The following is an 11,967-nucleotide window of genomic DNA, read 5'->3' as shown; positions in this document are numbered from 1 at the left end:
AATCCCCGGAGAGCCCGACTCCACTGCCGCACGCCCGAGGTCCACTGTCACCCGCCATGCCGGATACCGAACGCACCTCGCAGCATCCTGGCGACCACCCAATCCCCCGCCGGGGGCAGGGACTTCGGGTGATCGGTGTGGTGCGCACGCCCTGACCACCCCGCACAATCAAGGAGTTGACGGACAATCATGCCGAGGCTGATGGCGGCGACGAGGCGGCGGACCCGTCATGTGCGCTCAACCCCGGTACGCGTCGAGGAGCCGCCGCAAAGGACACACCGAGCCCAGCAACCGCCCTGCCCCGCCCCTTGTCGGACGAACACACGACCCGGGGGCCAGGGCCGATCGACCTCCCGGGTGGGCGCAGGCCGCGCGGTACGCCGCAACCCCAGAAGGTGACATGTCAACGGCCGATTTAGACTGGCGGCCATGAACGACACTCCACGCTGGCTCAGCCCCGAGGAGCAGGACGCGTGGCGCGGTTTCGTCAGCCTGCACGAGAAGCTGGCCGCCCGACTGTCCCGCCATGTGCAGGCCCAGTCGGGGCTCTCCGCCGCCGACTACATGGTCCTCGTCAATCTGACGGATGTGCCGGACGGCAGGCTGCGCTTCCTCGAACTGGCGAAGGCCGCGGAGTGGGAGAAGAGCCGTATGTCCCACCACATCGCACGGATGGAGAAACGCGGGCTGGTGGCCAGGGAGGAGTGCGCCGAGGACGGCCGGGTAGCGGTCATCGCCATCACCCAGGCGGGCCGGGAGGCGATCGCCGCCGCCGCACCGAAGCACGTCGAGGCGGTACGGCGGATGTTCATCGACCCGCTGACTCCCCAGGAGCTGAGAACCTACGCGAGACTCACGAAGCGCATCCTGGAGCGGATGGAGGAAGAGCCCTTCTGAGCGGGGACCCACAGGGAGCGGCGCCGCTCAGCGGCCGACCGGGTCGACCTCGGGGTTCCCGGGGGAGGACGCGCCGGGGCCCTACATCGCCAGCAACAGGGTGGTGGCGGTGGCGGCTGCCACCAGGATGAGGGCGACCGGGGCCATGGCGTTGCCGCGCGTCGCGGGATTCGCGTAGTCCCCCGCCCTGGCGTGGAAAGCGACAGCTCCGACCATGGTCAGGGCGAATCCGACGGCGGCGGCGATGCCGAGCGGCTGCCAGAAGAGCCCGATGACCAGACCCCCTGCCGCGGCGACCTCCGCCAGTCCGATGAAGCGGACCAGCCCGGCACCGAGGCCCATCTCGGACTGGAGGCTCGCCGAGACGTCTCCCTTGAGCAGGGCTTTGGGTCCGCCCGCGGCGAGGGACACGAGGGCCAGGACCACACTGAGAACAGCAGCGGCGATGTACACGAGAGGTTTCCTTCCGACGCGCCCGGCTCCCCTGGAGCGCGAACACTTTAGTTGATTCTTCAATCAGGCACCTTACGGGCGAATGGTTGATACGTCAACTAGAGGCCTGAACGCCCCTCGCTCGCTCACACACCCCGCCCCAAAGTCGGACACTGGCGCCGGAATAGGACCACTCCATCCCCCGTTGAGGGATTTAGTTGATGCATCAACCTAATGGAGTGATCACTGTGCAGTTCGGGATCTTCACCGTCGGTGACGTCACCGCCGATCCGGTCAGCGGGCGGACGCCGAGCGAGCACGAGCGGATCAAGGCAATGGTCGCCATCGCGCAGAAGGCCGAGGAGGTCGGCCTGGACGTCTTCGCGACCGGCGAGCACCACAACCGGCCGTTCGTGCCGTCGTCGCCGACGACCCTGCTGGGCTGGATCGCCGCCCGGACCGAGCGGATCATCCTGTCCACATCGACCACGCTGATCACCACCAACGACCCGGTGAAGATCGCCGAGGACTACGCGATGCTCCAGCACCTCGCCGACGGCCGCGTGGACCTGATGATGGGCCGGGGCAACACCGGCCCGGTCTACCCCTGGTTCGGCCAGGACATCCGCCACGGCATCCCGCTCGCCATCGAGAACTACGCCCTGCTACGCCGACTGTGGCGCGAGGACATGGTCGACTGGGAGGGCAGGTTCCGTACCCCGCTCCAGTCGTTCACCTCGACCCCGCGCCCGCTCGACGGCGTCCCGCCGTTCGTCTGGCACGGCTCCATCCGCTCCCCCGAGATCGCCGAGCAAGCCGCCTACTACGGTGACGGTTTCTTCCACAACAACATCTTCTGGCCCATGAGCCACACCAAGAAGATGGTCGAGCTGTACCGCGAGCGGTACGCCCACTACGGTCACGGCACCCCCGAACAGGCCATCGTCGGACTCGGCGGACACGTCTTCATGCGGAAGAACTCGCAGGACGCGGTCAAGGAGTACCGGCCGTACTTCGACAACGCGCCCCAGATGGGCGGCGGGCCGTCGCTGGAGGAGTACATGGCGGCCACTCCGCTCACCGTCGGCTCCCCGCAGCAGGTCATCGAGAAGACCCTGACCTTCCGGGACGGGATCGGCGACTATCAGCGCCAGCTCTTCAACGTGGACGGCGGCGGGGTGCCGCTGAAGGCAGTCCTGGAGCAGATGGACATCCTCGGCGAGAAGGTCGTTCCCGTCCTGCGCGAGGAATTCGCCCGGAACCGGCCGGTCGGCACGCCCGACGCCCCGAACCATGCGTCGCTGCTGGCCGCGGAGCGGCGGACAGCCGGGGCATGAGCCCACGGGCCCGGGCGGACCTGGGCCCGGCAGGATCGCTCGGTGCGAGATCGCCCGAATGCGAGTGGATCCCGCCGGACCTAGCGTGAAGGTGCGCCCAGGCAGGGTGCTCACCTCCGCGAGCGGGCGCGGCGGACGCTCCGGGCCCGCCGCCGTACGACAGCGCGCCGCCACGGCGGCGGCGCGGCAGGGGGGATCGACACCGCGCGGTGCGGCAAGTCCGCCCCCCATCATCAGAACCCCTCAAGGAGATGTGCACCATGGCAGGCAGAGTCGAGATGCGGGACTCGATCGTGATCGAGGCCCCGGACACGGCGGTGTTCGACTTCATCAGCGACGGCACCAAGGATCCGCAGTGGCGGACGGAGGTCGACCGCATGGACATCCGGGGCGAGCGCGCGCTGGGCACGGTCATGACCGAGTACTCCTCGTTCTACCGCTTCCTGCACACCGTCACGCCGACGGAGATCAAGCGGCTGGAGCCGCCCACGCGGTTCGTCCTGGAGACCCCTGAGTCGAACCCCACCTGGCTCAGGAGCATTCGCACGGTGGAACCGGTCGGCGACGGCCGGACGCGGTTCACCTACGAGCTGGCCTTCGATCTGGAGGCGATGAAGCAGATCTCGCCGGTGCTGCCGCCCGGCTCACTCGTGGCCGCCTGGTACCGCCGCCGGATCCGGCGCTATCTCCGGAACGCCAAGAGGCTGATCGAGACCGCCTCGTAGCGCCCGTGCGCAGTGGCGGTGCCCCGACACGACCCCCGAACCTCACCGGGAAGCCCTGGGCGGGCTGACGCACCCACACCATAGTGGCAACTGGCAATGAGATTCCTCGCCGTCCGGGCACCCTCGCCCCGGCCGGAACCGTCGCGCCCAGCGACGGGAAACGCAGAGAAAGGAGCGGCCCATGGCCCGCACAGCACAGTTCACCGAGTACGGCACCAGCGAGGTACTGGACATCGTCGACGTACCGCCGCCGGCCCCCGGCCCCGGACAGGTACGACTCGCCGTACGTGCCGCCGGGGTCAACCCTGCCGACTGGAAGATCCTCGGGGGCATGATGAGCGCGGTGTTCCCGGTGACGTTCCCCGCCGGGCTCGGCAGCGATGTGGCCGGGGTGGTGGACGAGGTCGGCGAGGGAGTCACCGCCTTCGCGGTCGGCGACGAGGCCCTGGGGGTCCCCCTGACCGCCTCCTATGCCGAGTACGCCCTCGCCGACCCGGCGAAGCTGGTCACCAGGCCCTCGTCGGTGCCCTGGGAGGTGGCCGGTGCCCTCGGCGTGGCGGGCGGCACCGCCTGGGCCGCCCTGGACAAGCTCGGCGTCGGCGCGGGCGACACCCTTCTCGTGCTGGCCGCCGGCGGCGGGGTGGGCACCTTCGCTGTCCAGCTCGCCACCGCCCGGGGCGCACGGGTCATCGGCACCGTCGGCCCTGGCAGCCACGACCGGCTGCGGGCACTGGGCGGCGAACCGGCCACCTACGGCGACGGCTGGGAGGAGCGGGTACGCGCTCTCGCGCCCGACGGCGTGGACGCCGTGCTCGACGCCTCGGGACGCGGCGAGATCCCCGGCGCCATCGAGCTGGCCGGAGGCCCCGGACGCGTTCTGACCCTGGCCGCGTTCGACGCCGCCGATACCGGCGTCATGATCCACACCAACGGGGGCGGCACCACCACCGCCCGCGCCCTCCGCGAGATCCTCGCGCTCGTCGAGGAGAAGCGGCTGACCGTCCCCGTCTGGCGCGTCCACCCGCTCACCGACGTGCGGGCGGCCCTGGACGAGAGCCGTGCGGGGCACGCGGAAGGCAAGATCGTCATCGTTCCGTGAACGATCCCCTCGGCCGGGACACCGGAAGCGGGCGGTGTTCGTCGGACCGACGACATGAGCAGCAGCACCAAGGGATCCCGGCCCCGGTGCCGCCCGCGCAAGGACGACGAGCCCACGACCGGGGACACCGTACTGGCGCGGGTCCCGCACGCCTTCGCCACCCACGGCCATCACGCCGTCTCGGTCCGGACGCTGGAACCAGCAGCCCGGACACCGGACGCCTCACCTGGTCGGCCCTGGCACGCTACTCCTGCCGGTACGCCTCCAGGAGCCGGAGCCACACCTCGCTCAGGGTGGGGTACGAGGGGACCGCGTGCCACAGGCGGGTGATCGGGATCTCGCCGACGATCGCCACCGTCGCCGCGTGGACCAGCTCGCCGACCGCGGGGCCGACGAAGGTGACGCCGAGGAGCACCTCCCGGTCCAGGTCCACGACCATCCGTGCCCGGCCCCGGTAGCCCTGGGCGTACAGCCCCGCCCCCGCGACCTGCCGCATGTCGACGTCCACGGCCCGCGCCCGGTGTCCGGCCCGCTCGGCCTCGGCGAGCGACAGGCCGACGGCGCCCGCCTCCGGATCGCTGAACACCACCTGGGGGACGGCGCCGTGGTCGGCGGTCGCCGCGTGCGGGCCCCAGCCTGTGCCGTCCGGCGCGGTGCCCAGGGCGCGGGCGGCGATCACGGCACCGGCGATCCGGGCCTGGTACTTGCCCTGGTGGGTCAGGAGCGCGCGGCGGTTGACGTCCCCGACCGCGTAGAGCCAGTCGGTGCCGGTGACCCGGAGGGTGTCGTCGACGTCGAGCCAGGACCCCGGTGCGAGGCCGACCCGGTCCAGGCCGATGTCCTCGGTGCGCGGGGCCCGTCCGGTGGCGAAGAGCACCTCGTCGCCCTCGACGTGGTCGCCGCCTTCGAGGACCACGGTGACCGGTCCCGTACTCCCGTCGCGGACGACGGCGGTGACCGAGGTGCCGGTACGGATGTCGGCGCCGCGCGCCGTGAGCGCCTCCGCGACCCGCTCGCCGACGAAGGGTTCCATCCGGGGCAGCAGCCCCTCGCCCCGTACGAGCATCGTCACCTCGGAGCCGAGGGCCTGCCAGGCGGTGGCCATCTCCACGCCCACCACGCCCCCGCCGACGACGACCAGGCGTCCGGGGACCCGGTCGGCGCTGGTCGCCTCGCGGCTGGTCCAGGGCCGGGCTCCGGAGAGACCGGGCAGCTCCGGGAGGAGGGCGCGGCTGCCGGTGCAGACGGCGACCGCGTGCCGGGCGACCAGGACCCGCCGCTCCCCCTCGGGCCCGGCGACCTCGACCCGGCGGGGGCCGAGGAGACGGCCGTGGCCCCGGAAGACCCGTACGCCGACGGAGTCCAGCCAGTCCAGCTGGCCGTCGTCCTTCCAGTGCCCGACGACCTCGTCCCGGTGGGCGAGGACCTCCGGTACGTCCAGCGGCCCCACCGCTCCGCCCAGTCCGGCGACCGCCCGGGCGTCGGAACGGGCGAGGGCGGGCCGCAGGAGCGCCTTGCTGGGCATGCAGGCCCAGTAGGAGCACTCGCCGCCGATCAGCTCGCTCTCGACGATCGCGGCGCTCAGCCCGGCCGCCGCCACCCGGTCCACGACGTTCTCCCCCACCGGGCCCGCGCCCAGGACCACCACGTCGTACGTGTACTCGTCCGCTGCTTCGACCATTCGCGTCATGGCAGACAGTCTGCGGCAGGGGCCGGAATAGCGCGGCTCGATACGCCGTTGTGCCGGTCGAGTCCCCAGGGGACCGTGAGGACACCGCCAGGAGCCCCCGAAAGGCAGGAAACATGAGCACCGTAGAGCTCACCAAGGACAACTTCGACGAGGTCGTGAGCGGCAACGGCTTCGTGCTGATCGACTTCTGGGCTTCGTGGTGCGGTCCCTGCCGTCAGTTCGGTCCGATCTTCGAGGCCGCGTCCGAGCGTCACCAGGACCTGGTGTTCGCCAAGGTGGACACGGAGGCGCAGCAGGAGCTGGCCGCCGCCTTCGAGATCCGTTCGATCCCGACCCTGATGATCGTCCGGGACAACGTGGCGGTCTTCGCCCAGCCGGGCGCCCTGCCGGAGGCCGCTCTGGAGGACGTCATCGGGCAGGCGCGGAAGCTGGACATGGACGAGGTCCGGAAGTCCGTGGCGGAGGCCCAGAGCAAGTGACCCACCGCGAGGGGGGTGCGGGAGGTTCTCCCGCACCCCCCTCGTGTCATGCGCGCGGCCACCCTCGCACCCACGGGGGCGTCTCCTCCTCGCCCGTGCCGTGAGCCGCCCTCGGATCTCGCGGGTGGGCACGGGTGGGGTTCCGGACGCGAGACCGGACGCGACCGGATGCGACCGAGCGGTCTCGCGGGCGGTCAGCGTTCCAGGACCAGCGCGAGGCCCTGGCCGACGCCGATGCAGAGGGCGGCGAGTCCGGTGCCGGAACCGGCCGCCGCGAGCTGGTGCGCCACCGATCCGGCGAGCCGCGCGCCGGAGGCGCCGAGCGGGTGGCCGAGGGCGATGGCACCCCCGCGCGGGTTGACGATCTCCGGGTCGAGTTCCGGCCATTCGGCGAGGCAGCCGAGGGCCTGGGCGGCGAATGCCTCGTTGAGTTCGAAGGTGCGCAGGTCCGCGAAGGACCGTCCGGCCTTGCCCAGGGCCCGTCGGACCGCCTCTGCCGGGCCGAGGCCGAAGAGCTGCGGCTCGATGCCGGTGACGGCGGAGGCGCGGATCCGGGCGAGGGGCTCGCGGCCCGTCTCGCGCAGGCCCTCCTCGTCGACGAGGAGCAGGGCCGCCGCACCGTCGTTGAGGGGTGAGGAGTTGCCCGCCGTGACGGTGCCGCCCTCGGGGCGGAAGGCGGGCTTGAGCTTGGCGAGGGCCTCCAGGGAGGTGTTGTCGCGGACGCATTCGTCGCGGCTGAGGTCCGCTCCCGGGAAGGGCACGACCTCGTCGTCGTACAGCCCCTTCGCCCAGGCGTCGGCGGCCTTGCGGTGGCTGGCGAGGGCGAAGGCGTCCTGCTGTTCGCGGCCGAGGCCGTGCCGGTCGGCGATCAGTTCCGCGCCCTCGCCGAGCGCGACGGTCCACTCGGCGGGCATGCGCGGGTTGGTCATGCGCCAGCCGAGGGTGGTCGAGTGGAGCTGCTGGGGGCCCGCCGGATAGGCCCGCTCGGGCTTCTGCAGGACCCAGGGGGCGCGGGACATCGACTCGACACCGCCCGCGACGACGACGGAGGCGTCGCCGAGGGCGATGGCGCGGGCCGCCTGGACGACCGCTTCGAGGCCGGAGCCGCAGAGCCGGTTGACGGTGACGCCGGGGACGGTGACCGGGAGCCCGGCGAGGAGGACCGCCATCCGCGCGACGTCCCGGTTGTCCTCGCCGGCGCCGTTGGCGTCGCCGAAGTAGACGTCGTCGACACGGGCCGGGTCGAGCGCGGGCGAGCGGTCGACGAGTGCCCGCAGGACGTGCGCCGCGAGGTCGTCGGGACGGACGGGGGCGAGGGCGCCGCCGAACTTCCCGATCGGGGTGCGGACGGCGTCGACGATGTAGACGTCGCGGATGCTCATCGGTTCTCTCCCACGTGACCTGCGGAACGGCTCTGTTCGCCCGATCTGTTCGCCCGACGAGATGATTTCTCGCCGGACCGCGCGCAGAGTCTCTGCCCCCGGGTCTCCCCTGTCAACGTCCCCTTTCGGGACAACCGACCGAACGGACGGGCGGCGGCCTTGCGGAGCCGGGCGCAAGGGTCCTCGCCGGGCACCCGACCGCTCGCGTTCAGCGACACCTGCCGAAGCCGTCGAGCCCGTCGACACCGGCTCCCGGCCGGTCCTGTCCGATCCGGTCCGGTTCCGTCCGGTCCGGTTCCGTCCGGCCCTGGGCGCGGACCGCCCCCGCGTCACCCTCCGTCACCGGACGGGTATCCCACGACCGCCGCACGGCCGGAGGGCACGGGCCCGCGCCCGGCGCCCGGCGACCGCCGCCGTCAGTCCCCCGCCACCGGCCGCACCAGCGCCGTCAGCCCGTAGTCCAGTTCGCGTCCGTCGACGAGGAGCGCCTCGACCGTCCGCGTCGCCGGGTCGACGTCGGCCCGTACGCCGTGCCCCTCGTAGAGGGGGTAGCCCGACTCGCCGTACCGTCCGGTGGCCTCGACGACGGCCGTGCGGACGGCGCTGTCGGTCACCGACGCGCCACCCCGGTCCTCGACGTGCGACGGCACCAGCAGGATCTCGAACCGCTTCGGAACAGTGCTCATGCTCCGACGCTAAGCGTTCAGCCGGACTCGCGCCGGACGACCCGCGACTCCATCAGAGAGTGGGTGCGGGGCGCGGTCTCCGGCTCCCGTACGGCCCGGTCGACCAGTTCCGCCAGTTCCCGGCCGAGCACCATGTCGATGCGCACGGTGCTGAGCCGGGGGCGCAGCAGCCGCCCGAGGAGGAGGTCGTCGGCGCCGATGACGGCGGTGTCGCCGGGCACGTCGACGCCCGCGTCCTGGAGGGCGCGCATCAGGAGCATCGCGTACTCGTCGTTGTAGGCGAAGACGCCGTCGAGGCCGAGCGCCCGCCAGCGCCCGGCGAGTTCGGCGGCCGGCTCCTCCTCGTACCGCAGGGGCAGGGGTACAACGGTGGCGCCGGTGCCCTCGGCCGCCCGGCGCGCGCCGTCGAGGCGGGGTCCCGCGAACATCGCGAGCCCCGGTTCCTCCGGTACGACCACCCCGATCCGGCGCCTGCCGCCCGCCAGGAGGTGGGCGGTGGCCGCCTCGCCGATCCGGCCCTGGTCCATGACGAGGGCGTGGGCCCCTGCCACGCCGCGGGTGCCGAGGGTGATCACCGCTTTGGCGCCGGAGCGCTTCAGGATCTCGACGCCCTGGGGGGTGAGCTGGATCTCGCCGAGCGAGACGACGGCGACCGGGCGGAGTTCGGCCCAGGCGCGGGCGGCCTCCTCGGCTTCGAGGCCGACGCTGCCGTACTGGACCACGGTGTAGTCGAGGCGGCGCAGGGCCCACTGGAAGTCGTCGAGGAAACGGCTGTAGAGGGGGCCGACCGGGACGTGCGCGGCGGGCAGCAGCACCATCCGGCTGTGGCCCGCGCGCAGGCTGCGGGCGGCGGCGTGCGGCACGTACCCCAGTTCCTCGGCCGCGTCGCGCACCCGGCGCCGGGTCGGTTCGCTGATGCGGACGGCCGAGGTGTTGTTCAGGACGTACGAGACGGTGGCCCGGGAGACGCCCGCGAGGCGGGCGACGTCGGCGCTGGTCGGGACCGATCGCCCGGCGGGGCGTTCGGGGGACTGTTCGGTTGGCTGGCTCATCGCTCCGGCATCTTTCCAGAACAATCCGGCGCAGGGTCTGGCGGATGGCCGGAATTGGGTGCTACACAATGCTCACACGTGTCACTGACACGTGTCATCACCTTGTCTCGATCCGATTCTCGCCCCTTCGTCGGGCGATCTCCCCCCAGGAGGGCACCGTGGCCCTTTCCTCCCCCGGCACCGGCCCCGGCACCACCGGCGCGGCCGATCCGGGCCCGCCGACCGCCGACGCCACGGGCTCGCCCTCGCCCGGCCGTCCCACCCGTGGCCTGCTGCCCCTGCTCCTCGCCGGGAACACCGCCATGTACGCCCTGTACATCGGCGTCCCCGGCATGCTGCTCGCCCTCCAGATCGAGGACATCGACCCCTCCGGGAAAGTGGCCAACTTCGGACTGGTCTCCGGCATCTCGGCCGTCTTCGCCACCGTCTTCAACCCGGTCGCGGGCGCCCTCTCCGACCGCTCGGGACGGCGCAACCCGTGGATCCTCGCGGGCGGTCTGCTCGTCCTGCCGGTGATGCTGCTCCTCGGCGGCGTCCACTCGATCCTGCTCGTCACCATCGTCTGGTGCCTCGGACAGGCCGTCATGAACGTCTACCAGGCGGCCCTGACCTCCGTGGTGCCCGACCGGGTGCCGACGGCAGCCCGGGGCCGGGCGTCGGCCGCCGTCGGTCTCGGCCTCCCCCTCGGGTCCACCATCGGCGCCCTCGTCGGCGCCGCCTTCTCCGAGCAGTACCGCACCGGCTACCTCGTGTTCGGCGCGATCGTCGCCGCCACCGCCGTCCTCTTCACCGCCTGCGCGCCCGAGCGCCGGATGCCCGCCAAGGCGCCGGTGCCGGTCCGCGCCCAGATCGCGGCCTTCGGCGACGCGCTCCGGCACCACGACTTCCGCTGGGCCTTCATCGGCCGCGCCCTGCTGGTCCTCGGCTACTTCTCGGTGGCCGGATTCCAGCTGTACATCCTCAAGGACCACACCGTGCTGCCCGCCGGGCTCAGCGCCGAGGGGGCGGTGGCGATCCTGATGCCGGTCGGCGCCGTCGCCATGGTGGTGTCCACCGTGCTCGGGGGCTGGCTCTCGGACCGGTTCGACCGGCGCAAGCTCTTCGTGGGCGCCTCCGCCGCGCTGGCCGCCGTCGCCCTCCTCATCCCGGCCGTCTCGTCGAGCTGGTCCGCGATGCTCGCCTTCTCCGTCGTCAACGGACTCGGCTTCGGCTGCTACATGGCCGTCGACACCGCCCTCGTGACCATGGTGCTGCCCAAGGCTGAGGACGCCGCACGGGACATGGGCGTGCTCAACGTCGCCAACGCGGGCCCGCAGATCGTGGCACCGTTCGCCGCCTCCCTCGTCGTCTCGCTCAGTGGCGGGTACACGGCACTCTTCCTGGTCGCCGCCGTACTGTCGGTGCTCGGCGCACTCGCCGTGCGTCCCATCCGCAGCGTGCGCTGACCCGTGTCGGCGCACGCGGCTCCGTCAGAGAGGCGGCACCGTGCGCCTGCACACCACCACGTGGGGATCCGGGGACCGGATCGCCCTGCTCGTCCACGGCATCATGGCCGACCACCGCACCTGGCGGCGCGTCGGACCCGCGCTCGCCGGGCGCGGCTACCGGGTGATAGCGGTCGACCTGCGGGGGCACGGGGTCAGCGCGCGGGCCTCGGGCCCTGAGGAGTACCGGCCGTCGGACTACGCCGACGACCTCGTCGAGACCCTCCCGGCGGGTGCGGAGCTGGCCGTCGGCCACTCGCTGGGCGGACTCGTCCTGGCCCGTGCCCTCGACCGGCTGCGCCCGGCCCGCGCGGTCTACTCCGACCCCGCCTGGCACCTGCGCGCCTACCGGGCCGAACTGTTCGTCCTGGGCAAGTCGATGACCCGGGAGCAGATCAGGGTGTTCAACCCGCACTGGTCCGAGGAGGACCTCGACACCGAGATGGCCTCGGTACGGCTCTGGGACGAGCGGTCCGCCCACGGTCTGAGCCCGTTCGTGGGGGCCGATCTGTGGCCGGAGGCGCCGACCGTGCCCTCGCTGGTCACCCTCGCCGACCCGAGCATGCTGATCTCGGCCGACGACGCCCGGACGCTGGCGGCGCGGGGCTTCACCGTGCGGACGGTGGAGAAGGCGGGCCACAGCATCCACCGGGATGACTTCGAGGGCTTCATGTCCGCGCTGGACGAGTGGATCTGACGTACCG

General features: G+C 72.3%; 12 protein-coding genes. 7 read left to right on the top strand and 5 right to left on the bottom strand.

Features of this window, described 5'->3' with window-relative positions; translation table 11 throughout:
* The first annotated feature begins 429 nt into the window (after window positions 1–429).
* Window positions 430–897, top strand: coding sequence for a MarR family winged helix-turn-helix transcriptional regulator (locus ACIRQY_RS02870; protein ID WP_403921956.1), 468 nt, complete (start codon window positions 430–432; stop codon window positions 895–897).
* Window positions 898–978: 81 nt separating this feature from the next.
* On the opposite strand, the gene ACIRQY_RS02865 is transcribed toward ACIRQY_RS02870, so the two are convergent.
* Entirely contained in the window at window positions 979–1,350 is a 372-nt protein-coding gene (locus ACIRQY_RS02865) for a DoxX family protein (protein WP_403921954.1), read from the bottom strand.
* 227 nt (window positions 1,351–1,577) lie between these two features.
* Between ACIRQY_RS02865 and ACIRQY_RS02860 the strand changes: the two genes are divergently transcribed.
* The 3 genes from ACIRQY_RS02860 to ACIRQY_RS02850 all read left to right on the top strand — a co-directional run bounded on the left by ACIRQY_RS02860 (window position 1,578) and on the right by ACIRQY_RS02850 (window position 4,490).
* The gene (locus ACIRQY_RS02860) at window positions 1,578–2,666 is read left to right on the top strand and encodes an LLM class flavin-dependent oxidoreductase (protein WP_403922286.1); all 1,089 of its coding nucleotides are present in this window, start codon (window positions 1,578–1,580) and stop codon (window positions 2,664–2,666) included.
* Between the two features lie 260 nt (window positions 2,667–2,926).
* A complete protein-coding gene (locus ACIRQY_RS02855; RefSeq protein WP_403921952.1) occupies window positions 2,927–3,391 on the top strand; it encodes an SRPBCC family protein in 465 nt (154 codons plus the stop codon).
* 181 nt (window positions 3,392–3,572) lie between these two features.
* Window positions 3,573–4,490 (top strand): NADP-dependent oxidoreductase, encoded by a 918-nt coding sequence (locus ACIRQY_RS02850; protein ID WP_403921950.1) that lies wholly within the window; start codon window positions 3,573–3,575, stop codon window positions 4,488–4,490.
* Between the two features lie 244 nt (window positions 4,491–4,734).
* Here the strand turns inward: ACIRQY_RS02850 and ACIRQY_RS02845 are convergent, their stop codons facing one another.
* A complete protein-coding gene (locus tag ACIRQY_RS02845; protein WP_403921948.1) occupies window positions 4,735–6,180 on the bottom strand; it encodes a dihydrolipoyl dehydrogenase family protein in 1,446 nt (481 codons plus the stop codon).
* 113 nt (window positions 6,181–6,293) lie between these two features.
* On the opposite strand from ACIRQY_RS02845, the gene trxA reads away from it, so the two are divergent.
* On the top strand, window positions 6,294–6,659 hold the full coding sequence (gene trxA, locus ACIRQY_RS02840) for a thioredoxin (protein ID WP_351784583.1): 366 nt from the start codon (window positions 6,294–6,296) through the stop codon (window positions 6,657–6,659).
* Window positions 6,660–6,853: 194 nt separating this feature from the next.
* On the opposite strand, the gene ACIRQY_RS02835 is transcribed toward trxA, so the two are convergent.
* The 3 genes from ACIRQY_RS02835 to ACIRQY_RS02825 all read right to left on the bottom strand — a co-directional run bounded on the left by ACIRQY_RS02835 (window position 6,854) and on the right by ACIRQY_RS02825 (window position 9,779).
* Complete coding sequence (locus ACIRQY_RS02835; RefSeq protein ID WP_351784585.1) at window positions 6,854–8,041, bottom strand: thiolase family protein; 1,188 nt, start codon at window positions 8,039–8,041, stop codon at window positions 6,854–6,856.
* Window positions 8,042–8,457: 416 nt separating this feature from the next.
* A complete protein-coding gene (locus ACIRQY_RS02830; protein WP_351784587.1) occupies window positions 8,458–8,727 on the bottom strand; it encodes a hypothetical protein in 270 nt (89 codons plus the stop codon).
* Window positions 8,728–8,744: 17 nt separating this feature from the next.
* Complete coding sequence (locus ACIRQY_RS02825; RefSeq protein WP_351784589.1) at window positions 8,745–9,779, bottom strand: LacI family DNA-binding transcriptional regulator; 1,035 nt, start codon at window positions 9,777–9,779, stop codon at window positions 8,745–8,747.
* A gap of 158 nt (window positions 9,780–9,937) precedes the next feature.
* Here ACIRQY_RS02825 and ACIRQY_RS02820 point away from each other — a divergent pair, with 158 nt between their 5' ends.
* Together ACIRQY_RS02820 and ACIRQY_RS02815 are read left to right on the top strand one after the other, a co-directional pair.
* Complete coding sequence (locus tag ACIRQY_RS02820; RefSeq protein ID WP_403921945.1) at window positions 9,938–11,224, top strand: MFS transporter; 1,287 nt, start codon at window positions 9,938–9,940, stop codon at window positions 11,222–11,224.
* Window positions 11,225–11,264: 40 nt separating this feature from the next.
* Window positions 11,265–11,960 carry an alpha/beta fold hydrolase gene (locus ACIRQY_RS02815; protein WP_403921943.1) on the top strand — a complete coding sequence of 232 codons (696 nt, stop codon included), beginning with the start codon at window positions 11,265–11,267 and terminating at the stop codon, window positions 11,958–11,960.
* Window positions 11,961–11,967 lie beyond the last annotated feature (7 nt).

This window comes from Streptomyces sp. NPDC101490, assembly GCF_044767145.1.
In the GTDB taxonomy this organism is placed as follows: domain Bacteria; phylum Actinomycetota; class Actinomycetes; order Streptomycetales; family Streptomycetaceae; genus Streptomyces.
The sequence above is the reverse complement of the archived record's forward strand: the minus strand, read 5'-3'. Positions and strand labels throughout refer to the sequence as shown.